At 68.9% G+C, this 24155-nt stretch carries 21 protein-coding genes; 6 read left to right on the top strand and 15 right to left on the bottom strand.

Going from position 1 to position 24155, the window contains the following annotated elements:
• Positions 1-20: 20 nt before the first annotated feature.
• The 8 genes from HQ306_RS01440 to HQ306_RS01405 form a co-directional block, all read right to left on the bottom strand.
• On the bottom strand, positions 21-698 hold the full coding sequence (locus tag HQ306_RS01440) for an L-ribulose-5-phosphate 4-epimerase (protein ID WP_222627238.1): 678 nt from the start codon (positions 696-698) through the stop codon (positions 21-23).
• A complete protein-coding gene (araB, locus tag HQ306_RS01435) occupies positions 695-2377 on the bottom strand; it encodes a ribulokinase (protein ID WP_222627236.1) in 1683 nt (560 codons plus the stop codon). The genes HQ306_RS01440 and araB overlap by 4 nt, the downstream gene beginning before the upstream one ends.
• Positions 2374-3402 carry a LacI family DNA-binding transcriptional regulator gene (locus HQ306_RS01430; RefSeq protein ID WP_027503751.1) on the bottom strand — a complete coding sequence of 343 codons (1029 nt, stop codon included), beginning with the start codon at positions 3400-3402 and terminating at the stop codon, positions 2374-2376. The genes araB and HQ306_RS01430 overlap by 4 nt, the downstream gene beginning before the upstream one ends.
• On the bottom strand, positions 3399-4442 hold the full coding sequence (yjfF, locus tag HQ306_RS01425; protein WP_037183810.1) for a galactofuranose ABC transporter, permease protein YjfF: 1044 nt from the start codon (positions 4440-4442) through the stop codon (positions 3399-3401). The genes HQ306_RS01430 and yjfF overlap by 4 nt, the downstream gene beginning before the upstream one ends.
• A complete protein-coding gene (locus HQ306_RS01420; protein ID WP_231476089.1) occupies positions 4439-5545 on the bottom strand; it encodes an ABC transporter permease in 1107 nt (368 codons plus the stop codon). The genes yjfF and HQ306_RS01420 overlap by 4 nt, the downstream gene beginning before the upstream one ends.
• Positions 5542-7167: a sugar ABC transporter ATP-binding protein gene (locus tag HQ306_RS01415; protein ID WP_261769649.1), complete on the bottom strand. Its 1626-nt coding sequence runs from the start codon at positions 7165-7167 to the stop codon at positions 5542-5544. The genes HQ306_RS01420 and HQ306_RS01415 overlap by 4 nt, the downstream gene beginning before the upstream one ends.
• A 1-nt stretch (position 7168) precedes the next feature.
• Entirely contained in the window at positions 7169-8158 is a 990-nt protein-coding gene (locus HQ306_RS01410) for an ABC transporter substrate-binding protein (RefSeq protein ID WP_056447659.1), read from the bottom strand.
• Positions 8159-8350: 192 nt separating this feature from the next.
• Positions 8351-9367 (bottom strand): aldose epimerase family protein, encoded by a 1017-nt coding sequence (locus HQ306_RS01405; protein ID WP_222627234.1) that lies wholly within the window; start codon positions 9365-9367, stop codon positions 8351-8353.
• Positions 9368-9408: 41 nt separating this feature from the next.
• Here HQ306_RS01405 and trpS point away from each other — a divergent pair, with 41 nt between their 5' ends.
• Together trpS and yhjD are read left to right on the top strand one after the other, a co-directional pair.
• Complete coding sequence (gene trpS / locus HQ306_RS01400; RefSeq protein ID WP_056447663.1) at positions 9409-10452, top strand: tryptophan--tRNA ligase; 1044 nt, start codon at positions 9409-9411, stop codon at positions 10450-10452.
• A gap of 5 nt (positions 10453-10457) precedes the next feature.
• On the top strand, positions 10458-11480 hold the full coding sequence (gene yhjD, locus HQ306_RS01395) for an inner membrane protein YhjD (protein WP_222627232.1): 1023 nt from the start codon (positions 10458-10460) through the stop codon (positions 11478-11480).
• A gap of 12 nt (positions 11481-11492) precedes the next feature.
• On the opposite strand, the gene HQ306_RS01390 is transcribed toward yhjD, so the two are convergent.
• The 5 genes from HQ306_RS01390 to iolC form a co-directional block, all read right to left on the bottom strand.
• Positions 11493-12872 (bottom strand): D-alanyl-D-alanine carboxypeptidase family protein, encoded by a 1380-nt coding sequence (locus HQ306_RS01390; protein WP_222627230.1) that lies wholly within the window; start codon positions 12870-12872, stop codon positions 11493-11495.
• Between the two features lie 69 nt (positions 12873-12941).
• Positions 12942-14894, bottom strand: a complete 1953-nt coding sequence (gene iolD, locus HQ306_RS01385; protein ID WP_222627228.1) for a 3D-(3,5/4)-trihydroxycyclohexane-1,2-dione acylhydrolase (decyclizing) — start codon at positions 14892-14894, stop codon at positions 12942-12944.
• A gap of 2 nt (positions 14895-14896) precedes the next feature.
• A complete protein-coding gene (gene iolB, locus HQ306_RS01380) occupies positions 14897-15790 on the bottom strand; it encodes a 5-deoxy-glucuronate isomerase (RefSeq protein ID WP_222627226.1) in 894 nt (297 codons plus the stop codon).
• Entirely contained in the window at positions 15787-16695 is a 909-nt protein-coding gene (locus tag HQ306_RS01375) for a hypothetical protein (RefSeq protein ID WP_027503740.1), read from the bottom strand. Before HQ306_RS01375 ends, iolB begins: the two co-directional genes overlap by 4 nt.
• Positions 16688-17722: a 5-dehydro-2-deoxygluconokinase gene (gene iolC, locus HQ306_RS01370; protein WP_051612912.1), complete on the bottom strand. Its 1035-nt coding sequence runs from the start codon at positions 17720-17722 to the stop codon at positions 16688-16690. The genes HQ306_RS01375 and iolC overlap by 8 nt, the downstream gene beginning before the upstream one ends.
• A 173-nt stretch (positions 17723-17895) precedes the next feature.
• On the opposite strand from iolC, the gene HQ306_RS01365 reads away from it, so the two are divergent.
• Entirely contained in the window at positions 17896-18633 is a 738-nt protein-coding gene (locus HQ306_RS01365; RefSeq protein ID WP_027503738.1) for a GntR family transcriptional regulator, read from the top strand.
• A gap of 10 nt (positions 18634-18643) precedes the next feature.
• Here HQ306_RS01365 and HQ306_RS01360 read toward each other — a convergent pair whose 3' ends face one another.
• Both HQ306_RS01360 and HQ306_RS01355 read right to left on the bottom strand, forming a co-directional pair.
• Positions 18644-19636: an ABC transporter substrate-binding protein gene (locus HQ306_RS01360; protein ID WP_222627224.1), complete on the bottom strand. Its 993-nt coding sequence runs from the start codon at positions 19634-19636 to the stop codon at positions 18644-18646.
• Between the two features lie 82 nt (positions 19637-19718).
• Positions 19719-20738 carry a LacI family DNA-binding transcriptional regulator gene (locus HQ306_RS01355; RefSeq protein WP_308115396.1) on the bottom strand — a complete coding sequence of 340 codons (1020 nt, stop codon included), beginning with the start codon at positions 20736-20738 and terminating at the stop codon, positions 19719-19721.
• A 172-nt stretch (positions 20739-20910) separates the two neighbouring features.
• Between HQ306_RS01355 and HQ306_RS01350 the strand changes: the two genes are divergently transcribed.
• The 3 genes from HQ306_RS01350 (at position 20911) to HQ306_RS01340 (ending at position 24141) form a co-directional block, all read left to right on the top strand.
• Positions 20911-22092: a Gfo/Idh/MocA family protein gene (locus HQ306_RS01350; RefSeq protein ID WP_222627220.1), complete on the top strand. Its 1182-nt coding sequence runs from the start codon at positions 20911-20913 to the stop codon at positions 22090-22092.
• A gap of 169 nt (positions 22093-22261) precedes the next feature.
• Positions 22262-23320, top strand: a complete 1059-nt coding sequence (locus HQ306_RS01345) for an ABC transporter permease (protein ID WP_222627218.1) — start codon at positions 22262-22264, stop codon at positions 23318-23320.
• An 8-nt stretch (positions 23321-23328) separates the two neighbouring features.
• Positions 23329-24141, top strand: coding sequence for an ATP-binding cassette domain-containing protein (locus HQ306_RS01340; RefSeq protein ID WP_027503733.1), 813 nt, complete (start codon positions 23329-23331; stop codon positions 24139-24141).
• Positions 24142-24155: the final 14 nt, after the last annotated feature.

Raw genomic sequence — 24155 nt, 5'->3', positions numbered from 1 at the left:
GCGAGTGGTGCTGCGGCGGTTCAGCGTTGGCCGTACACGTTCTGGTAGCGGTCGTGCAGCGCGTCGACGGCGTCCGGCGGGATGGGCAGCGGCCGGCCGAGCTGGTGTGCGAGATGCACCGACCGTGCGACGTCCTCGCACATCACCGCTGCCTTGACGGCGGACCGCGCCGTCGGGCCCACCGCGAAGACGCCGTGGTTCTGCATCAGCACGGCGGGCGACCTGCTGCCACGCAGCGTGTCGACGATGCCGCGTCCGATCGAGTCGTCACCGATCGCGGCGAACGGTCCGACGGGGATGTCGCCGCCGAACTCGTCGGCGCACATCGTGGTGACCACCGGGATCGGTTCGCCGCGGGCGGCCCACGCCACCGCGTAGGGGGAGTGGGTGTGCACCACCGCGCCGACGTGATCGAGGTGGCGGTAGACGTAGGCCTGGGCCGCGGTGTCGGAGGACGGGGCGTGATCGCCCTCGACCACGGTGCCGTGCAGATCGCACAGCACCATGTTCTCGGGGGTGAGGTCGTCGTAGGAGACGCCGCTCGGCTTGATCACGAAGAGGTCGTGGCCGGGGACCCGAGCGGACACGTTGCCGGCGGTCCACACCACCAGTCCGTACCGCACCAGTTCGGCGTGCAGCGCGCACACCTCGGCGCGGACCGCCTCCACGGTGCCGCGAGCGCTGTCGAGAACGGTCATCGTCGAACCGCCTTCCGGTCGAGCACGTCGCCGCGGAGGGCCCGCAGGTCGCGCATGGTGGACACCTGACGTCCGAAGTGGTCGTGAAGATCGGAGTAGATGCGGAACAGAGCGTCGTAGGCCTGAGACCGGCCCTCGTCGGGTTGGTACGCGCCGCGGTGCACGCGGCCCATCGCCTTCGAGGCCACGGGCACGTCGGCGTAGCAGCCGGCCGCGACTGCCGCGTGGATCGCCGATCCCAGCGCCGGACCCTGGTCGGACCCGATGACCGAGAGCGGCATGCGCAGCACGTCGGCGTAGATCTGCATCAGCAGTGGGTTCTTCGCCAGTCCGCCGGCGACGACGAACTCCTCGACCGGAACACCGCTGGCGCGGAAGGTCTCGACGATGACCCGCGTGCCGAAGGCCGTGGCCTCGAGCAGTGCCCGATAGATGTCCTCGGGCCTGGTGGCGAGAGTCGCACCCAGCAACAGTCCCGACAGTCGGTGGTCGACCAGGACGGATCGGTTGCCGCTGTGCCAGTCGAGGGCCACCAACCCGTGTTCGCCGACCTCCTGCTCGGACGCCAGCCGGGTCAGGTACTCGTGGACCGACTCGCCGGCCTCGGCGGCGGCGTCGCGGTAGTCGGCAGGAACCCCGGTGCGCGTGAACCATCCGAAGATGTCGCCGACTCCGGACTGCCCGGCCTCGTACCCGTAGGACCCCGCGACGATGCCGCCGTCGACGACGCCGCACATCCCCGGAACCTCCCGCAGTACGTCGGCGCTCATGACGTGACAGGTGGAGGTGCCCATGATCGCCACCATGCGACCGGGTTCCACGGCGCGGGCCGCCGGCGCCGTGACGTGCGCGTCGACGTTGCCGACGGCCACGGCGATTCCCTGGGGCAGTCCGGTCCACGCGGCGGCCTCGGCGGTCAGAGACCCTGCACGAGAACCCAGTTCGCCGATCGGCTGGTCGAGCTTGTCGGTGACGAACGCGGCGAACCCGGGTGCCAGGGCGGTGAGGAACTCGGCCGACGGGTACTCGCCGTCCTGGAGAATGCCCTTGTAGCCGGCCGTGCAGGCGTTGCGGACGTAGCGTCCGCACAGCTGCCAGACGATCCAGTCCGCCGCCTCGACCCACCGCTCCATGGCGTCGTAGACCTCGGGGTCCTCCTCGTGGATCTGCAACGCCTTGGCGAACTCCCACTCGGACGAGATCAGTCCGCCGTAGCGGGGGAGCCACGTCTCGCCGCGCTCCGCGGCGAGGGCGTTGATGCGATCGGCCTGGCCCTGTGCCGCATGGTGTTTCCACAGCTTCACGTAGGCGTGCGGCCGATCGGCGAACTGCGCGACCTCGTCGAGCGGGGTGCCGTCGGCGAGTGTGGGCACCATCGTGCACGCCGTGAAGTCGGTCCCGATACCGACCACTCGGTCGGGTGGGACACCGGCATCGCGCAGGGCGGCCGGGACGGCGGTGCGGAGCACGTCGCGGTAGTCGTCGGGAATCTGGAGTGCCCAGGCGTCGCCGAGCCGCACGGAGCCGCCGGGCAGCGTCGACTCCAGGACTCCGTGTCGGTACTCGTGCACGGCCGTGCCGAGTTCGGCGCCGTCGGAGACCCGCACGACGACGGCCCGTCCGGACAATGTGCCGAAATCGACTCCGAGGGTGTAGGTCTCGTGATCGGGCGTCGTCATGGCTGTTCTCCTGTGGCTCGGGTGGTGCTCGCGCGCACGACGAGTTCCGGAGCGATCTGCGTCTCGGGACCGCCGGTCCCGTCGATCGCCGCTCGCAGGATCTCGATGGCGCGTCGGCCCACCTCGGTGAAATTCTGTCGGATCGTCGTCAGCGGAGGGATGAGATAGGCGGCTTCGGGGATGTCGTCGAAGCCCACGACGCTCACGTCCTCCGGCACCCGACGGCCGTGCTCGTGGAACGCACGCAGCAGGCCCAGCGCCATCTGATCGTTGGCGCAGAACACCGCCGTGACGTCGGGATCGGCCGCCAACCGGGAGCCGCGCTCGAACCCACTGCGCGCGGACCAGTCACCACGGAGCGGAGGGGTCCACGGCAGCCCCGCCTCGTCGAGGACCTCCCGCCACCCCTGTTCGCGCGCGCGAGCCTCGGCCCAACCCAGCGGACCCGCGAGGTGGGCGATGCGTCGATGTCCGGAATCGACGAGGTGACGGGTGGCCAGTCGGGCGCCGCCGACCTGGTCGATGCCGACCGTCCAGCGCGATGTCAGCGGATCGCCCTCCACGACGACGACGGGCACCACCGCCTCCTCGGAGCGCGCCGCGGCCACCGCGTCGTCGGTCGCGGCGATGAGGACGATGCCCTCGACGCCCTGGTCGTGCAGGTGGTGCATCGCGTCGACGAGCTCGTCGCGCGAGAGGGTCGTGAGACTGACCGCGCTGACCGAGAAACCGGCCTCGCGGGCGGCGCTCTGGACGGTGCGGTGGGTGGTGCTCGGGCCCCAGAACCCGAGCTTGGAGCCGATGATGCCGATGGTGGCCGACCGCTTCGTCACCAGGGCGCGGGCGGCCCGGTTGGGCCGGTACCCGAGCTGGTCGATGGCACGCTGGACCCGTTCCCGAGTCTCCGGGCGAAGGTTGTTCTGTCCGTTGATGACTCGGGAGACCGTCTGATGGGACACGCCGGCGAGCCGGGCGACGTCGGCCATGACGGGAGGTCGACCGTCCGTGCCGGTCGTGGTGGTCATGCTCGCCTCGGACGGAAGCGGGCCCGCGGCACCGTGGTCAGACGCTGAGCGACGACGAAGACGAGCAGCAGTGTTCCGACCGTGATCCGGGTCCACCACGAACTCAGGGTCCCGTCGAACGCGATGAACGTCTGGATGGCACCGAGGATGAGGACACCGACGACCGAGCCGAGAACGTAGCCTCGGCCACCCGTGAGCAGCGTCCCACCGATGACGACGGCGGCGATCGCGTCGAGCTCCATGCCGACCGCGTGGAGGCTGTAACCCGACAGGGCGTAGAACGCGAACAGGAGTCCGCCGAGCGCGGCGCAGAAACCGCTGATCGAGTAGACACCCACCTTCACCGCCGCCACACGCAGTCCCATCAGCACGGCCGACGCCTCGTTGCCGCCGATGCCGTAGACCGACCGGCCGAAACGGGTGCATGCGAGGACGTAGGCCGCCACCGCGACGGTCACGAGTGCGATGACGACGCTCCACGTGATCGTGTAGCCGCCCGGGAGCTCGATCACGGCGAACGCGATGGAGCTGAACGTCTCGTCGGTGATGGGGATGGACTCGACGCCGATCATGTAGCAGAGACCACGGGCGAGGAACATGCCGGCGAGCGTGGCGACGAACGGCTGGATCTGGAGGTAGTGCACCAACACGCCCATCGTGGTGCCGAGCAGCGTGCCGCACAGCAGCACGGCCGCGATGACGAGGACGGGGGACCAGCCGAGTTGCAGTGTGCGCGCTGCGATCATGGTCGACAGCGCCACGACGGAGCCGACCGAGAGATCGATACCGCCGGTCAGGATGACGAAGGTCATGCCCACAGCGAGGACGATCAGGAACGCGTTGTCGACGAACAGGGAGAGGAACAGCTGCGGGTCGGCGAAGCCGGGGTAGCGCATCTCGCCGACGCCGAACAGGCCGACGAGCAACGCGAAGGTGGCGATGACCGGCAGGAACCTGCTCGGCGGCGAATAGCGCCGGATGCGGTCCCAGCGGGACGGCGCAGTGGAGGTGGCCGGGGGGCGTGTCAGCAGATCGGTCATGACCGGGCCGCCTTTCGAGTCGTCGGTCTCCTGTGTCGAAGGCCCAGCAGTGACGCTCGGGCACGCGGTGACTGCAGGAGGCAGACGACGATGACGACCAGAGCCTTGAAGAGGTAGTTGGCCTCGGAGGGGATGCCGAGATTCGGGATGGTGCGAGTCAGGGTGCCGATGAGCAGCGCACCGACCACGGTGCCGGCGAGCGAGAAGCGTCCGCCCGTGAGTGCCGTGCCGCCGATCACCACGGCGAGGATCGCGTCGAGCTCGATCCACAGACCGAGGCTGTTGGCGTTCACCGAGTTGGTGTTGGCGGCGATGATGAGACCGGCGATGCCGGAGCATGTCGCCGCGAAGACGTAGACGGTCCACACGATCGTGCGGGCGCTCACTCCCGCGAGGCGACTGGCCTCGGGATTGATGCCGACCGCTTCGACGAGCATGCCGAGGGCGGTACGGCGGGTCAGCAGGGCGGTCACCACGACGACGGCGAGCGCGATCAGCAGTGCCACGGGGAGTCCGAAAACGATCCCCGAGGCGAGCGAGCTGAAGGCCCCGTCCTGCACGGTGGTGATCTGACCGTCCGTGATGAGCATGGCCAGGCCGCGGCCGGCCACCATGAGGACCAGGGTCGCGATGATCGGCTGAATCCCGAACACCGACACCAGCAGTCCGTTCCACAGGCCCAGCAGCACACTGGCTCCCAGTGCCCACACGACGGCCATGACGACGGTGGTGACGGCGCCCTCGTCCGGGGCGGCCGCGATACGGGTGCAGGCCACGGCCGCCGCGATGACGGCGACGGCGCCGACCGACAGGTCGATGCCGCGGGTCGCGACCACGAGCGTCATGCCCACCGCGACGAGGATGAGCGGTGCGGAGTTCCGCGCGATGTCGACGACGTTGCCGAACAGGCCACCGTTCTCGATCCTGATGTCGAGGAAGTCCGGTGTCGCGACGACGTTGACGACGATCAGCGCGATCAGGGCGAGCAGCGGCCAGACGACCGGGTGCGACATCCATCCCGGAGTCCGGCGACCGGCCGGGGCGTCGGACGCCGGCCGTGGCGGGGGAGTCGACGTCGGTCGTACTCCCAGAGTGTCGGTCATGCCTCGGAACTCCTGTCGTCTGCGCGGGTTCCCGCCGCGATGGTCGCGAGGACGTCGTCGACGGAGACTCCTCGGTTGACGCGCTCGTCGATCAGGTGGTGATCGCGCATCACGACGACGCGGTCGCTGAGGCGCAGGATCTCCTCGAGCTCGGCCGAGATGAACACGACCGACATCCCGCGTTCGGCGAGATCGGCCACGAGAGCCTGGATCTGCGCCTTGGCGCCGATGTCGATTCCGCGGGTGGGCTCGTCCAGGATCAGGATCTCCGGTTCCGTGACGAGCCAGCGCGCGAGCAGCACTTTCTGTTGGTTGCCGCCGGAGAGGTTGCGCATCAACGCGTTCGGGTCCGCGGGGCGGATGTCGAGTGCAGTGATGTACTTCTCCACCAGGGCGGTGCGGGTGGCGCGGGGGATCGGGCGCATCCACCCACGAGTGGCCTGGAGCGCGAGCATCATGTTGTCGGCCACCGTCAGGTCGCCCACGACGCCGTCCGCCTTGCGGTCCTCGCTGGTGAGCGCGACCCGTCGATCGACCGCGTTGCGTGGTGTGCGGAAACGTCGACGGGTGGAGTGGATCTCGATGGTGCCGGAATCTGCGCGGTCCGCCCCGCCGAGCAACCTCGCCAGTTCGGTGCGGCCCGATCCCAGCAGCCCCGCGACGCCGACGACCTGCCCGGCGTACAGCCGGAGATCCGTCGCCTCGAGGGCGCCCTTGCGGCCGAGGCCGAGCACCTCCATGACGGGTTCGGTGGTGGGATCGACCACCGTGGGCTCGCGGTCGTCCAACTCGCGCAGGGTGTCGAGCTCCCGGCCGATCATCAGTTCCACCAGGGTCAGTTGCGGGGTGTCCGCCACCGACCGCTCCTCCACCAGGCGTCCGTTGCGCAGGATCGTCATGCGATCCGAGATGCGATAGACCTGGTCGAGGAAGTGGGAGACGAAGACGACGGCCGTACCCGCGTCCCGCAGCCGCTCGATGACCCCGTACAGGGTCTCCACCTCGTCCTTGTCGAGGCTGGAGGTGGGCTCGTCGAGGATGAGCACGCGGGCGTCGACGTCCACCGCACGAGCGATCGCGATCAACTGCTGCACGGCGATGGGGTGATCGCCGAGCACCGACGCGGGATCGACCGCGAGGCCCAGTCGATCGAGCGTCGCACGTGCGCGGCGGTTCATCGCCCGGGTGTCGATACCGCCCACGGCGTCGAGAACGGTGCGCACCGCGCCGCCGGTGCTGCCGAGCAGTCGGTCGAGCCGCCGCGGCTCGCGCCCGAGCAGCATGTTCTCGGCCACGGTGAGGTTGGGCAGGAGGTTGACCTCCTGGTACACCGTGCTGATGCCGGCGGCCTGAGCGGCCGCAGGACTCGCGAACTCGTGCACGGTCCCGTCGACGGTGACGGTGCCGCTGTCGATCGGGTAGACGCCGGTGAGCGCCTTGATCAACGTCGACTTGCCGACACCGTTCTCGCCCATCAGCGAGTGGACCTCGCCCGGGTAGAGCCGCAGGGAGACGCCGTCGAGGGCACGGACGGCGCCGAAGGTGATGGAGATGTCCGTCATCTCCACGATCGGTTCCGTCGCCGTCGTGGTCGGCGGGGGGACGATCATCTCGGTGCTCATGTCAGTACTGGCGGTCGGCGAGCACGGAGGCGGCCTGCTCGCGGGTGAAGGTGGTCTCCTCGGTGACCACGCGCTTGGGTACCTCTTCGCCGGCGACGACCTTCTTCGTCAGGTCCATCAGTTGCGGTCCGAGCAGCGGGTTGCACTCGACGATGTAGTCGATCTTGCCGTCGGCCAGCGCCTGCATGCCGTCCTTGACCGCGTCGACGGTGATGATCTTGATGTCCTTGCCGGGGACGAGGCCGGCCGCCTCGATGGCCTCGATGGCGCCGAGGCCCATGTCGTCGTTGTGGGCGTAGACCACGTCGATGGCCTTGTCGGAGTTCAGGAACGACTCCATGACCTGCTTGCCGCCGTCGCGGGTGAAGTCACCGGTCTGGGACTTGGAGATGGCGATGGTCGGTTGTGCGGCGATGGCCTCGCGGAAGCCCTCGGCGCGATCGATGGCCGGTGCGGCACCAGTCGTGCCCTCGAGCTCGACCACGTTGATGCGTCCGTCGGCGTTGACGTCCGACGTCGCGCTGTTCTCGACGAGCCAGTCGCCGGCCTTGACGCCCTCGGCGACGAAGTCGGATCCGAGGAACGTGGCGTACAGCGACTCGTCCGTCGTGTCGACCGAGCGGTCGGTGAGGATCACGGGGATGTTCGCGCGCTTCGCTTCCTGAAGCACCGGCTCCCAGCCCGTCTCGACGACCGGGCTGAAGGCGATCACGTCCACCTTCTGCTGGATGTAGGTGCGGATGGCCTTGATCTGGTTCTCCTGCTTCTGCTGTGCGTCGGAGAACTTGAGATCGATTCCGGCCTCGCTCGCCGCGCCCTGGATCGACGTGGTGTTGGCGGTGCGCCAGCCGCTCTCGGCTCCGACCTGCGAGAACCCCAGAACGGTCCCGCCTCCGCCGCTCGCGGAGTCGCCTCCGCCGCCGCAGGCACTCAGGATCAGCGCACTGCTCACCAGGAACGTGCTCGCTGCAACGACTCTCTTCGACGTCATCGTGGTCTCCTCTGTAGGCATCACTCCGTGTGACGCGTGACACAGAGTGTGAGCGTTAACATTCCTCCGCGTCAAGAGCTTCGCGAACATTGCCGAAACGTGATGTGAACGCTCACATCAGTGGCATGATGGGCCGGTCGTGTCGCGGCAGGGCCGGACGACCACACCGCGGGAAGGCTGGAGGTGGGCCGGCTATCGCGCGGCGAACCTGTACTCGATCACGCAGCGAGACGTCTCGCCCGGGCGCAGGACGGCCGACGGGAACGCCGACCGGTTCGGGCTGTCGGGGAAGAACTGGGGCTCGAGCGCGAGTCCGTCGCCCTGACGCAGCGCGGTACCGCGTCGGGACACGGTGCTGCCGTCGAGGAAGTTGCCGGTGTAGACCTGCAGCCCGGGCCGATTCGTCCACACCTCGAGCGTCGTGTCGCTGCGATGCGACGTGACACGCGCGGCGCGGCGCAACTCCCCGCCGTCCTCGGCTCCGTCGAGGACGAAGTTGTGGTCCACCCCTCGCGTGGCCGCCACATGAGGATCGTCGGACCGGACGACGTCGCCGATGCGGCGCGGGAGCCGCAGGTCGAGTGCCGTGCCGTCGACCGGGACGACACCGTTCGTGGGAATTCCCGCGGAGTCCACGGGCACGAACGAGGCCGCGTCCACCTGCAGTTCGAGGTCGTCGACACCGTGTCCGTCGAGATCGATGTAGGCATGGCTGGTCAGGTTCACCACTGTCGTACGTGAGGTCTGCGCGAGGTACTCGATGCGCATCGTGTCTCCCCGGACCGAGTAGACGGCGCGTGCCCGCACCTCGCCGGGGTAGCCCTGGTCGCCGTCGGGACTCACCAGGGACAGTTCCACCTCGTCAGCGGTGACCCGCTCCACCGTCCAGGTGCGGGAGTCGAAGCCGTCGACTCCGCCGTGCAGGTGGTTGTCGCCGTCGTTGCGCGACACCTCCACCCGCTCACCGTCGAGGTCGAATCGCCCGTGCGCGATGCGATTGGCGTAGCGCCCCACGGTCGCCCCGAGGTAGTCCGTGCCCGCGCGCAACTCGGCTTCGCCGGCGACGCCGACCGACACGTCGCGGCGCACACCGTCCCCGCCCGTGACGGTCAGGCGCAGCAGGGTCGCACCGTACGGCAGCACCTCCACCTCGATCCCCGGCGCCGAGCCGATGGTCACGGCGGTGTCGGACGTCCTGTCAGTGGTCATGGCGCAGACCCTACGACCAGAGGTGATTGAATCTGTAGATCATGACGACCGACACCGCGACCGACAGCGCAGGAGTCGCACCTCGGCACCGAGTGCTCTCCGGCATCCAGCCCACGGCGGATTCCTTCCACCTGGGCAACTACCTGGGCGCGGTGCGGCAATGGGTCGAACTGCAGGACGAGTACGACGCCTTCTACTTCATTCCGGACCTGCACGCCATCACGGTGCCGCAGGATCCGAAGGAGCTGCGCGCCCGGACTCGCCGCGCCGCAGCGCAGTTGCTGGCCGTCGGCATCGACCCCGCGCGCTCCACGCTGTTCGTGCAGTCCCATGTACCCGAACATGCCCAACTCGCATGGGTTCTCAACTGCATCACCGGATTCGGCGAGGCCGGCCGCATGACGCAGTTCAAGGACAAGTCGGCACGCCAGGGCAGCGATCAGGCGAGTGTCGGCCTGTTCACCTACCCCGTGCTGCAGGCCGCGGACATCCTGCTCTACCGCCCGCAGCGAGTGCCCGTGGGGGAGGACCAGCGCCAGCACCTCGAGCTGACCCGCGATCTCGCCCAGCGCTTCAACTCGCGCTACAAGAAGACGTTCGTCGTGCCGGAGGCGCACATCGTCACCGGTATCGCGAAGATCTACGACCTGCAGGAGCCGACGGCGAAGATGAGCAAGTCCGGCTCCGGCGTGTCGGGTCGGATCGACATCCTGGACGACCCCGCCGTGTCGGCCAAGAAGATTCGCTCGGCGGTCACCGACAACGAGCGTGAGATCCGCTACGACACGGCGGAGAAGCCCGGTGTCAGCAATCTGCTCACCATCCAGTCCGCCCTCACCGGCACGCCCGTCGCGACGCTCGTCGAGGGATACGTCGGAAAGGGATACGGTGATCTCAAGAGCGACACCGCGGATGCGGTGTCGGCGTTCTCCGCCCCGGTGCGCACGGCGTTCACGGAGTACATGAACGACCCGGCCGAACTCGACCGGATTCTTCGGGACGGGGCCGAGCACGCACGCTCGATCGCGTCCAGGACGCTGGCACAGGTGTACGACAGGGTCGGATTCCTTCCACCGAAAGGCTGAGCGCCATGCCGGACTTCGCGGCGATCATCGAGGAACGTCGACGGCGGTGGCCGTGGTTCGATCACCTCGCGCGGGCCGGCTCGGTGTACCAGCAGCAGAAGGGCGACTACTACGCCGCGGGTATCACCTACTTCAGCGTTCTGGCCCTCTTCCCGCTGCTGATGGTCGCGTTCGCCGTGGTGGGCTTCGTTCTGGCCTCCCGGCCGGACCTGTTGACGGAACTGCAGTCCCAGATCGCCGAGAACGTTCCCGGGAGTTTCGCGGGCACCATCAACGAACTGGTCTCGAGTGCCATCGAGTCGCGCACCAGCGTGGGCATCATCGGTCTCCTGGGTGCGCTCTACGCAGGCCTCGGATGGACGGCCAATCTGCGGGAGGCGCTCACCGCGATGTGGGAGACGCCGCACGAGGCGGGCAGCTTCCTGGCCACCAAGGCCAAGGATCTCGGAGCGCTGCTCGGTCTGGGTCTGGCCCTGGTGATCTCGCTCGGCCTGTCGGCGGTGGCCAGCGGGTCGGTGGTCCCCGCACTCCTGAAGGCCGTCAATCTGGACGACGTTCCCGGTGTCGGCGTCGCCGTGCAGATCGCGTCGTTCGCCCTGGCGATCGCCGCGACGTGGGCACTGTTCGTGTGGGTCATCGCCCGGCTGCCCCGTGAGCCCGTGACCGTGCGCAGCGCGGCACGCGCCGCGCTGTCGGCGGCCGTGGTGTTCGAGATCTTCAAGCAGGTCGGCGCGGTCTACCTCGAGAGCGTCACGTCCGGTCCGGCCGGTGCCACGTTCGGACCGATCATCGGCATCCTCGTGTTCGCCTTCACGACGTCACGCTTCCTCTTGTTCTCGACGGCGTGGGCGGCGACGGCCACGGAGAACCTGTCCCTCGCGGCACCCGCCGTGCCCGACAGTGCGGTGATCGCACCGCAGGTGGTGGTCCGCGAAGGGGTCTCACCCGCCGGTGCGGCAGCTCTCGTCGGCGCCGGCGTGCTCACCGTGCTCGGCCTGGGCGGATGGCGCGGCCGGCGCCGACGCTGACGTGCAGCGTGGTCAGGACCGTCTGCGGTGCAGCGTGCGCGCCCACAGGAGGAGCCCGATCACGACGATCAGACCCAGAACTCCCGCACCGACCCTGATCGCCACCTCGCTCTCGTCGTCCACTCCGGCATAGGCGCCGCCACCGCTCGCCTCGGTCCGGCGATCGGTCGGCGCGGTCGAGGCGGGGGTCGACGAGGTCGGCGCCGCCGCCGCGTCCGGGCTCCCGGTCACCAGGGTGCCCACCACCGTGTCGGCAGGCTGCGTGAAGCCGTAGTCGAGCAGGCGGGCGGCCTGCTCCCAGGGCCGGATGGGCAGCACGTCGGCATTCATGAGCGACACGGCCAACCGGCGGCCACCGCGTTCGGCCGCGCCGACGAAGGTCTGGCGTGCGTCGTCGGTGTAGCCGTTCTTGCCGCCCAGTGCATCCGGGTAGTTGAACAGCAGCGCATTGTCGCTGGCGAGGGTGAAGCCCGGCCGGTCCTCGTTGAGCGGCAGATCGGGGTTCACCGGCACGCCGGGCATGTCGGGCCGCGAGGGATTGTCCGGCTTCGACGCGTCCTTGGGATAGCCCGGGAACGGAACCGATTCGGTGGCAATGAGTTCCGCGAAGGTAGGATCATCCATCGCGGCCCGGAAGATGAGCGCCAGATCGTAGGGTGAGCAGGCCATGCCCGGTCCGTCGAGACCCGACGGCGACGCCGTGCGCGTGTCCAGGGCACCGAGCTCACGGGCCTTCGCGTTCATCTTCTCCACGGCGGTGTCGACGCCGCCGAGCTGGACGGCGAGGGCGTGCGCGGCATCGTTCCCCGACGCCATCACCAGCCCCTGCATCAGCTGGCGCACCGAGTACACGCCGCCGGTACCGATGCCCACCGCGCTGCCCTCGGCGGCCGCGTCCTCCGCGGTGGCCACCACGGTGCGATCGAGATCGAGCTCGTCGAGCGCGACGAGCGCCAGCAGGACCTTGATCGTGCTCGCCGGCCGGTACCGGCCGTGCGGATCCTTCGCCGCGATCACCGCGCCGGAGTCGAGATCGGTGAGCACCCATCCCGCCGCCGAGATGTCCGCGGGAAGAGCGGGCGCACCGGCCGCGGTGATCACACCGCACGCCGCCAGTTCCTCGCCGCCGACCGTCTCGGCCGGGACGGGTACGGGCTGCGGTTCCGCGTCGCCGGGAGCGGGGACCTCGGACGCGTCGATGGCCGGTGGTGGCACGTCACGGTGGGGACAGGCGTCGGTGTCGGGCGTCCGGAACGGGGTGGACGTCGGAGGCGGTGCGGGCTGCGCCCCGGCGAGACTCGGAAGGAGTGCCGGCGTACCCACGAGCACGACCGCCGTCGCGATCGCCGAAGCCGTCCGTCGGCCGCGTCCGGTGCGGTCGTGAATGTTCATCACCGGTCACCCTAGGCGGCGCGCTCGCGCACGCCGCCCCGGGTGACCGGGTGTGTCCGGATCGAGAAGTCAGTCGGCGGACGGCCGGAGGTACGGCCGCTGGACCTTCTTCCACGCCTCGTACGTCTCGTACGCCGTCTGCGTGCTCTCGAGCGTCGAGGTGGCGCTGACCGGGACGTCCCACCAGGACTCGCTGTCCGGCGCGGCGATCAGCGGATCGGTCTCGACGTGGATGACCGTGCAGCGGTCCGCCGCCTTGGCCACCTTGACGGCGTCGGCGAACTCGCCGGCGGTGTTCACGCGGATGACGTCAGCGCCGAGACTCTGGGCGTTGGCCGCCAGATCGACGGGCAGCACACCGCCGTCGAGTCGACCGGACTCGGACCGGTAGCGGTACGCGGTGCCGAAGCGCTGGGAGCCGAGCGACTCCGACAGTGATCCGATGGAGGCGAAGCCGTGGTTCTGCACCAGCACCAGGATGACCTTCACGCCCTCCTGGACCGCGGTGACCAGCTCGGTGGCCATCATGAGGTAGCTGCCGTCGCCGACCATGACGAAGACGTCGCGATCCGGTGCCGCCATCTTGACGCCGATGCCGCCGGCCACCTCGTAGCCCATGCAGGAGAACCCGTACTCGACGTGGTAGCCCTTGGCATCGCGTGTGCGCCAGAGCTTGTGGAGGTCTCCGGGCATCGAGCCGGCGGCGCACACGACGATGTCGCGTGGGTCGGACAGCGAGTTGGTGAGACCGATGACCTGGTTCTGGTTCATGCCGATATTGTCGTCGTCCACGGCGTAGACCGAGGCGACCGTGCGATCCCACTCGGCGGCGAGTTCGGTGGCGCGCGCACGGTACTCGGCGCTCACCTCGTGGTCCGCGAGCGCGTCTGTCAGTGCCTCGAGCGCCTCGCGGGCGTCGGCGACCACGGAGAGACCGCCCTGCTTGACCGAGTCGATGGACGCCACGTTGATGTTGACGAACCGCACGTCGGGGTTGGAGAAGGCCGTGCGCGACGCGCTGGTGAAATCGCTGTAGCGCGTGCCGATCCCGATGACGACGTCGGCCTCGGTCGCGAGGGCGTTGGCGGCCGTGGTGCCGGTGGACCCGATCGCGCCGACCGACTGCGGGTGGTCGTACACGAGGGAGCCCTTGCCTGCCTGGCTCTGGCCGACGGGGATTCCGGTCTTCTCCGCGAACGACGCGAGCGCCTCGGTGGCACCGGAGTAGATGACGCCGCCGCCGGCGACGATCAGCGGCGCCTTCGCCGAGCGGATGATCTCGGCGGCGCGGGCGACGACGGACCGCTCGGGCAGCGGGCGGGCGACGTGCCAGGTGCGCGGCGCGAAGAACGACTCGGGCCAGTCGTGTGCCTCGGCCTGGACGTCCTGCGGGACGGCGACCGTGGCGGCGCCGGTCTCCACCGGGTCGGTGAGGACGCGCATGGCGCCGAGCAGAGCCGCGGGCAGTTGCTCGGCGCGCCACACTCGATCGAAGTAGCGCGAGAGCGGCTTGAACGCGTCGTTGACGGTGACGTCGCCGCTGGACGGGAGCTCGAGCTCCTGCAGCACCGGTGAGGAGGCGCGGGTGGCGAAGGTGTCCGCCGGGAGCAGCAGGACGGGCAACCGGTTGATGGTGGCCAACGCCGCGCCGGTGAGCATGTTGGTCGAGCCCGGTCCGACACTGGCGCTGACGGCCCAGGTCTGGAGACGGTCCTTCTGGCGGGCGAAGCCGACGGCGCTGTGCACCATGGCCTGCTCGTTGCGGCCGAGGACGTAGGGAAGCTCCGGCTCGGTGCCCGCCTCGACGGCGTCGATCTCGGCCTGCAGCAACGCCTGTCCGAGACCGGCGACGTTGCCGTGGCCGAAGATGCCGAAGCAGCCCGCGAAGAACTTGGTCCGGACCCCGTCACGCTCGACGTACTGGTTGGCGAGGAAGCGGACGATGGCCTGGGACACCGTGAGGTGCACCATCGGCTCGGCGTTCTCGGTCTTGCTCTGTGACATCGGTGCGGTGGACACCATCGTCAGGCTCCTTTTCCACGGTGCGCTGAGTCCAGCGGAGGTCGGGGGGTGAGGGGGAGGCGTGGATCGACGTCCTGGCCGTCCCACGTGCTGCGGATCCAGGTGTGGTCGGGATCGTCGACGATCTTCCAGGCGCGCTCGCTGCCCGGTCCGGCCATGACGTTGAGGTAGTACATGTGGTAGCCGGGCGCCGCGACGGACGGCCCGTGATACCCGTGCGGGACGAGGACGACGTCACCCGTGCGCACCTCTTCGAGCACCTCGATGGGACGCTCGGGTGTGCCGTACACGCGGTGGTATCCGAAACCGGCGGAACCGTCACGGCCACTGTCGATCTCGAAGTAGTAGATCTCCTCGAGTGCCGATTCGGTCTCGGTCTCCTCGTCGTGCTTGTGGCCGGGGTAGGACGACCAGTTGCCGCCGGGGGTGATGACCTCGCACGCGATGAGCGAGTCGGCCTCGAACGTGTCGGCGGTGCCGAAGTTGTGCACCTGACGGCTGCAGTTGCCCGCGCCGCGCAGTTCGACGGCGACGTCGGCGGCGGGAACGTAGCGGAACGGCAGGGCCCGCGAGGCGCGTGCGCCGCACAGCGCGAAACGTCCACCCTGCTCGCTGCGGAGGGTGTAGCTGCTGTCACGGCCGACGTACGCGAAGTCGGAGGGCCCGTCGAAGACCGACGCGCGCCCCGTCAGTGCGAACGACTCCTCGCCGCACGTGACGGTCGCGGATCCCTGCAGAGGGACCACCATGATCTCGTCGTCGTCGGAGGAGAGATCGACGGACTCGCCGGGTGCGAGAAGCACTGTGCGCAGACTGGACTCGGTCCATCCCGCGCTCTCCGGGGTGACGGTGACTCCGGCACCGGGGACGGCGGGAATGTAGAACTCGCTGTTCACTCGTCCGCCCCGCCCCGCACCATGTCGACTGCGGTCGCCACCGCGGTGGCGACGTCGCCGTCCTTCGGGTAGAGCAGTGTGCGGCCCACGATGAGGCCGCGGACGGCGGGGATCTTCAGTGCACGTGCCCAACTGGCGAAGGTCTCGTCGGGCGCGGTCTGCGGGTCGCCGCCGAGGAGCAGCGTCGGGAGCGTGGTGGCGTCCATGACGCGCTCCATCTCGTCGACCACGGGCAGCTTCATCCAGGTGTACGCCGACGAGGCGCCGAGGCCCTGGGCGATGTGGATGGACTTGATGACGGCGTCGGCACGCAGATCGTTGACCACCTTGCCGTCGCGGCGCGACGACAGGAACGGCTCGACCATGGCCATGAGGCCCTCGGCCGCGAGTTCGTCGATGGCCTGCGCGCAGGCGGTGAGGGTGCCGAGCGTGCCGGGATCGTCGAGGTCGATGCGGGTCAGCATCTTGGCGCCGTTCATCCGCGCCTTCGCGGTGGACGCCGCGGTCGCGCCGGTCATCCGATCGTCGAGTTCGAACGACGCGCCGGCGAGTCCGCCGCGGTTCATCGAGGAGATGACGACCTTGTCGTCGAGGGCGCCGAGCAGTACGAGGTCGTCGAGGATCTCGGACGTCGCGAGGACACCGTCGACTCCCGGGTCGGCCAGCGCGGTACGCAGGCGGTCGAGCAGTTCGGTGCGACTGTTCATGGCCGTCGGGTTCGAGCCGACCGACAGGGCACCGCGGGCGGGGTGATCGGCGGCCACGATCATGAGCCGCCCGTCTCCGCGCACCGTCTCACGGGTGACGCGAGAGGCCCAGGCGCGGTCGATCGCGCCCGGGTCGTGCGCCCGGATCTCGGTGACGTCGGCGTACGTGGTGCAGGTCGCGGTGATGGTCTCAGACATGTGCTTCCTCGGAATCGGCGAGATCGGAACCCGGTGCGGTGACCGCGGACTCGGCGAGGGCGGCGACCTCGTCGGCGGTGGGCATGGCGGTGGAGCATTCGAGGCGCGACGCGACGATGGCGCCGGCCGCGTTGGCGTGGCGGAGGATCTTCTCGAGTGGCCAGCCGGACAGCAGTCCGTGGCACAGCGATCCACCGAAGCTGTCGCCGGCACCGAGTCCGTTGACGACGTCGACGAAGTTCGGTGGCACCTCCACGCGCTCGGTGCGCGTCTTGCCCAGTACGCCCTTGGGGCCCTGCTTGACGATCGCCAGTTCCACCCCCATGTCGAGCAGCGCGTCGGCGGCCCGGTCCGGCTCGGTCTCGCCGACGGCGACCTCGCACTCCTCGCGGTTGCCGACGGCCACCGTGACGTGTCGCAGTGCGCGCTGGACCTGCTCGGTCGCGGCGGCGGGGCTCTCCCAGAACATGGGCCGGTAGTCGAGGTCGAGCACCGTCAGCGGAGCGCGTCCACGCGCCTCCCAGGCGGTGAAGTGTGCACTGCGCGAAGGCTCCTCGGACAGACCGGTGACCGTCGACCAGTACAGAGCGGCGCTCCGGACGGCCTCGGTGTCGATGTCCTCGGGACGCACCTGCAGGTCCGGCGCGGTGGGCTTGCGGTAGAAGTACAGCGGGAAGTCGTCCGGCGGGAAGATCTCGCAGAACGTGACCGGGGTGGCGTACTGGCCGTCGACCACGACGTAGCGGTTGTCGACGCCGAGGCGGGCGAGCTCGGCGCGCACGAAGCGGCCGAACGGATCGTCGCCGGCGCCGGAGATCAGTGCGGTGCGGCGCCCGAGTCGCGCGGCGGCGACGGTGACGTTGGCCGCGCTGCCACCGAGGAACTTGCCGAACGTCTCGACGTCCTCGAGGCCCACACCGACCTGCAGGGGATAGATGTCGACTCCGCTGCGTCCGATGGCGAGCACGTCGAAACGTGCATCACCGGTGGGGCCGGTGTTGTTCACTGTGGTCAAGGTCTGCTCCATCGATACTCGGGGCGTGTGCGTGGGGGCCGGTATCACTGTGCTCCGCGCCACACCAACCTGTCAATAGTTTGTCCTGACATTCTAACTTGCCGTCATATTGCGCACGGTCACTTACACTCTGTTCTCGGGCAGCCCGCCCGCACACCCGCCTAGTTTCGGATCGGAGCTGGTACGTGAGTCAACCGCTCGCCGTGGAGCTCGACAGGTCGAGTCCCGTTCCGCTCTACTACCAACTCGCGCAGGCCATCGAGGGCGCGATCCTCGGCGGCAGTCTGGCCCCGGGTGACCGCTTCGAGAACGAGCTCGCCCTCGCGAAGCGCCTGAACCTGTCGAGGCCGACCACGCGTCGGGCCATCCAGGAACTGGTGGACAAGGGGCTGCTGGTGCGCAAGCGTGGCGTCGGCACACAGGTGGTGCAGAGCCCGGTGCATCGACCGGTGGAGCTCACCAGCCTCTTCGACGACCTGGCGCGCGCCGGCCAGGACCCGACGACGAAGTTGCTCGAGTACTCGGTCGGGCTGCCCACCGAGGACGTGGCGCGCGAGCTCAACATCGGGCCGGAGTCCGAGGTGGTCACCGTGCGGCGTCTGCGACTGACCAAGGGTGAACCGCTCGCGCTGATGATCAACTACATGCCCGTCGACGTGGCGCCGGAGCCCGCCGAGCTCGAGGCGCACGGCCTGTACCAGTCGCTTCGCACCAAAGGAGTCCACATCCGCCTCGCTCGCCAGCGCATCGGGGCGAAGGCGGCCGATCGCGACGAGGCGCACCTGCTGGACGAGAAGCCGAAGGCGCCGCTGCTCACCATGCACCGAACGGCGTTCGACGACTCCGGCAAGGTGGTCGAGTACGGGTCGCACGTGTACCGCGCGTCGCGGTACTACTTCGACACGACCCTCGTCGACCGCTGACCCGGAGGCGTCAGCCTGCGATCGACCGGAGCGTCGGCCGAACCTTCTCCAGCGCGTACGTCAGCGACGCCGGTGACGGTGTGTTCAGCGCGATGATGGTCGCGTAATCCGTGATCAGCATGCCGCCCGAGCGCACCGAGGGCAGATCGGCCCAGCCGGGCAGTGCCTCGAGATCGGCCGCGGTACCGCCGTTCACGAGGATGATCACCAGGTCGGAGTTCAGGATGTCCACGCGCTCGGGTCCGACGACGAGCCGGTTGCCGGCCGTCTCCGCACGCTCGATGGGCGGCAGCGTCATCCCCAGTTCCTGGTAGAACGCCGAGGCGCCGTCGTCGGGGTCGGCGACCACGACCAACTGCTGGGTGGCCGGGATGTACTGCGACAGCAGTGCCGTCTTCCCCGCCAGTCCGGGCAGCGCAGCAGCGGTGTCGGCGAGTGCAGTCTCCGTCCGCGCGATCGCCGCTTCGGCAGCGTCCTCGCGGCCCAGCACCGTGCCCAGCGCCCGCGTCAACGCGTCGTACGGTGAGACCGTGTCGCCGATGACGGGGATGGTCGGAGCCAGTGCGGTCAGCTGGTCGTACTGTGCCGGAGTCGACGCGGCGAAGTCCGCCAGGATGAGATCCGGTGCGTACGAGGCGATCTCCTCGATGGGGAGGGTGCCGTCGACGGGGACGGGAACGAGCGGCACGTCCGCCGCCAGCTCGGTCTGCCAGGGGTAGTGGCCGTCCGGTGATCCCGTGACGTCCGAGGCGAAGGCCACCGGCTGCACGCCCAGGGCGAGCGCGGCATCGGTGGCGGGAACGGTGAGGGTGACGATGCGGGGGTCGGACCCGAGCTCGGCGCGGTCGACCGAGGTGGAACCGAGCGCATGGTCGATGGTGACGGTGCCCGTCGGGGTGTCGGGCGCCGCGTCGGATGTCTGGTCGCTGCTGCACCCGACCGCGGTGAGGAGCGTCAAGGCGGCGACGGCTGTGGCGAATCGTCGTGTCGTCGTGCTGTGCATGCGGTACCCCTGCTGCTCGCGATGCCTCCGGAGACCGCGGAGGTAGGGGTACCCTAAGTCACCCGGGAGGCCGCGTGGGGAGCTACGTGTCGGCCGGCGGTGCCGTGCTTCCGCGCACCTGCAGTGTCGGCGCGATGAGGTCGAGCGTGCCGGCTGCCGTCGGACGAGCGATCCGGTCGATCACCGCCGCTGCGGCCCGGTGACCGACCGACGCGCTGGCGTTGTCCACCGACGTCAGGGAGACGTGGCGCAGTTGTGCGATGGAGGTGTTGTCGTATCCGACGATCGAGATGTCCTGCGGCACGGCCAGTCCCGCTTCCTGACAGGCCGTCATGACGCCGACCGCGGCGATGTCGTTCACCGCGTACACGGCGGTCGGGCGGGGGGTGCGGGCGAGGAGTCTCCGGGCGGCGTCGTATCCGCCGTCCTCGGTGAGGTCGCACGCTTCGACGAGGCCGTCGGTGTCCAGACCGCGCGACGCCATCGCGGCGCGGTAGCTGTCGGCGCGCAGGGCGGACACGGCGCCGAACGACCCGGCCACGTGGGCGATCCGGCGGTGTCCCAGTTCCGCGAGATGCGCCACCGCCAGCGCGGATCCCGCGGTGTCGTCGTTGGCCACGACGTCCGCGCGGGGGAGTTCGAGGTCGCGGCTCGCGACGATCACCGTCGGCATGGACGTCGCGGCATCGGCGACCAGGGGAGTGGGCGACCGGGTGCCGACCAGGACGAGCGCGTCGAGTCGCAGTTCGGTGAACTTGCGGACGACGGTGTCGTCCCCGCTCCGGTCGGCTCGACCGTCGCCGAGCATCATGGTCAGCCCGTGTGCCTCGAGCACCGGGGCCATGCCCTCGAGGCAGTCCACGAACCACGGGTTGCGGAGGTCGTTGATGAGGACCCCGACGATGTCCGTCCGTTGCCGGGACAGGTTGCGGGCCGACAGGTTCGGCCGGTAGCCCAGCTCGTCGATGGCGGCGTGCACGGCCGCACGCTTCTCGTCGCTGACATTGGGGGAGTCGTGCAGGACCAGGGAGACGAGCGACTTGGACACGCCGGCGCGTTCGGCCACGGTGCGGATCGTGGGTGGCCGCTCGATGTTCGTCACGGCTCGCTCCGTCCGGTGAGGCGGCCCCGCCGAGTTGGACCGTGCCAAACGCAGCCTAGCGGGACGGACGCGGTGAACGGAAGAGCGTTGACAGCGCGATCGGGCGACGGGCAGACTGCGGGCGAGCTTCCGTTTGGAACGGTCCAACAACCCCCTCGTCTGGAGTGCACCCATGTCCGACCCTCGCCTCACCACTCTGCCTGTCGCCGTCGTCGGCTTCGGCTGGATGGGCCGCGTCCACACGCAGGCCTACAGCCGCGTGCGTCACCACTACCCCGCGCTCCGACCCCTGCCCGTTCTCGCGACCGTGGCCGACGAGGTGCCCGGCCGCGCCGCCGAGGCTGCCGAGCAGTTCGGCTTCGGCTCGTCCACCGAGTCGTGGTGCGACGTCGTGGCCGACCCGTCCATCGGTGCCGTGTCGGTGACGTCGCCGAACTTCCTGCACCGGGAGATGGGTGTCGCGGTGGCCGAGGCCGGGAAGCACCTCTGGATCGAGAAGCCCGTGGGACTGTCGGCGGACGATGCCCGTGCAGTGGCGATCGCCGCTGAGAAGGCAGGCGTGCAGACGGCAGTGGGCTTCAACTACCGCAATGCACCGGCCGTGGAGCAGGCGCGCGTCATCATCGCGTCCGGCGAACTGGGCGACGTGACGCATGCACGCTTCCGGTTCTTCAGTGACTACGCGGCCCACCCGGACGGCGCATTGAGCTGGCGTTTCGAGCGTGAGCGCGGCGGTAGCGGCGTGCTCGGCGATCTGGCGTCCCACGGCGCGGATCTGATCTGGTACCTGCTCGGCGACATCGCCTCACTGGTGGCGGACACCGCCGTCTTCATCCCGCAGCGTGCCAAGCCGACGGGGGTGACCAGCGGCCACATGCGCGCCTCGGGCGGTGCGCAGGGCCCGGTGGAGAACGAGGACTTCGTGTCCGCGCAGCTGCGCATGGCGACCGGCGCCCGGTGTGTCCTCGAGGCCAGCCGCGTGGCGGTGGGTGACCAGAACTCCTACGGGTTCGAGATCCACGGGACCAAGGGCTCGGTCTCGTGGGACTTCCGTCGGATGGGGGAGCTGCAGCTGGGCCTGCGGGCGGCCGGCGAGGATCAGCCGCTGTATCAGGACCAGCCGCAGTCGACGCTCTTCGTCGGTCCGGGAGCGGGCGAGTACGGCGTCTTCCAGCCGGGGTCCGCGTCCGCGATGGGGTACGACGACCTGAAGGTGGTCGAGGCGGCGCGCTTCCTGCAGTCGATCGCCGAGAACGCCTCCGTCGGCGCGACCGTGCGGGATGCTGTCCGCAGCGCCTCGGTGCTGGACGCGATGACGGAGTCGGTGGAGTCGGGAAGGTGGGTCACGCTCTAGCGGGTACGTCCGGCTGCAGTCCTAATGTCCGAACAAAGTATTGACTTCTGGCTGTGATGCGTATTACATCGACATCACACGGAACGTTCGCCGCTCGCCTCCCTCACGGGGTGTCATCCGAACGAATGCTCCGCCAGCGCAGAGAATCCCCCGTCAGGTAAGGAAGTCCATGTCCACTCAGGCAGATCTCGATCTCGCCACGCATACCGTCGTGACCGACGAGCGGGTGAAGAAGCAGAAGCCGTTCCAGCGTCTGCTGGTCCGTCCGGAGATCGGTGCCCTCTTCGGCGCCATCATCATCTTCGTGTTCTTCGCCATCGTCGCCCCGCCGTTCCGGAGCCCCGAGGCCCTGGCCACCGTGCTGTACGCCTCGTCGACCATCGGCATCATGGCGTGCGGCGTGTCGGTCCTCATGATCGGCGGCGAGTTCGACCTGTCGACCGGTGTGGCGGTGACGTTCTCCTCGATCGCCGCGTCCATGCTGGCCTACAACCTCCACCTCAACGTGTGGATCGGCTCGGTCCTCGCCCTGGTGCTGGCACTGGGGGTGGGATTCCTCAACGGGTACCTGGTGATGAAGACGAAGATCCCGTCGTTCCTCATCACCCTGTCCTCGTTCCTGATGTTGACGGGCATCAACCTCGCGGTGACCAAGCTCGTCACCGGCCAGGTCGCGACGCAGTCCATCTCCGACATGGACGGGTTCGAGTCCGCCAAGAAGGTCTTCGCCTCGTCGTTCTCGGTCTTCGGTGTCTCGGTCCGCATCACCGTCCTGTGGTGGCTCGTCTTCACGCTCATCACCACCTACGTGCTGATGAAGACGCGCGTCGGCAACTGGATCTTCGCCGTCGGCGGCAACCAGGACTCGGCTCGCGCCATCGGTGTGCCGGTGACCAAGGTCAAGATCGGCATGTTCATGTTCGTCGGCTTCTGCGCCTGGTTCGTCGGCATGCACCTGCTCTTCGCCTTCAACACCGTCCAGTCCGGCCAGGGTGTCGGCAACGAGTTCCTCTACATCATCGCCGCGGTCATCGGTGGCTGCCTGCTCACCGGAGGTTTCGGTACCGCCATCGGTGCGGCCATCGGCGCCTTCATCTTCGGTATGACCAACCAGGGCATCGTCTACGCCGGCTGGAACCCGGACTGGTTCAAGTTCTTCCTCGGTGCGATGCTGCTCTTCGCCGTCATCGCCAACAACAGCTTCCGTTCCTACGCTGCGAAAAGGTGACACCTGACATGAGTGCAACCATCGAGACTCCCCTCGAATCGAACAGTGGCGGCAAGACCCCGCTGATCGAGCTGAAGAACGTCGGCAAGAGCTACGGCAACATCATCGCCCTCGGCGGGATCAACCTGCGCGTCGGCGCCGGCGAGGTCACCGGTGTGCTCGGCGACAACGGTGCCGGCAAGTCGACCCTCATCAAGATCATGGCCGGCCTGCACCAGCAGACCGAGGGCCAGCTGCTCGTCGACGGCGAGGAGGTCAAGTTCTCCTCACCCAAGGACGCGCTCGACAAGGGCATCGCGACGGTCTACCAGGACCTCGCCGTCGTGTCCTTGATGCCGGTGTGGCGCAACTTCTTCCTGGGCCAGGAGCTCCGGAAGAAGGGTGTCTTCCGCACCCTCGACGCCGCCGCGATGCGCGCGACGACCAAGGAGGAACTCCACAAGATGGGCATCGACCTGCCCGACGTGGACGCCCCCATCGGTTCGCTCTCCGGCGGTCAGCGCCAGTGTGTGGCCATCGCCCGCGCCATCTTCTTCGGCGCCCGTGTCCTCATCCTCGACGAGCCGACCGCCGCGCTGGGCGTCAAGCAGTCCGGCATGGTGCTGCGCTACATCTCGGCAGCCAAGGAGCAGGGCTTCGGCGTCGTGTTCATCACGCACAACCCGCACCACGCGTACATGGTCGGTGACCACTTCGTGCTGCTCAACCGTGGCCGCCAGAAGCTCGACTGCTCCTACGACGAGATCAGCCTCGACGATCTCACCAAGGAGATGGCCGGCGGCGACGAGCTCGAGACGCTCACCCACGAACTGCGCCGCTGACGCTCGACTCCCGG

The organism is Rhodococcus sp. BP-160, assembly GCF_019836205.1.
Taxonomy (GTDB): Bacteria; Actinomycetota; Actinomycetes; order Mycobacteriales; family Mycobacteriaceae; genus Rhodococcoides.
Note: the sequence above shows the minus strand (reverse complement) of the source record. Positions and strands in the feature narration are given on the sequence as shown.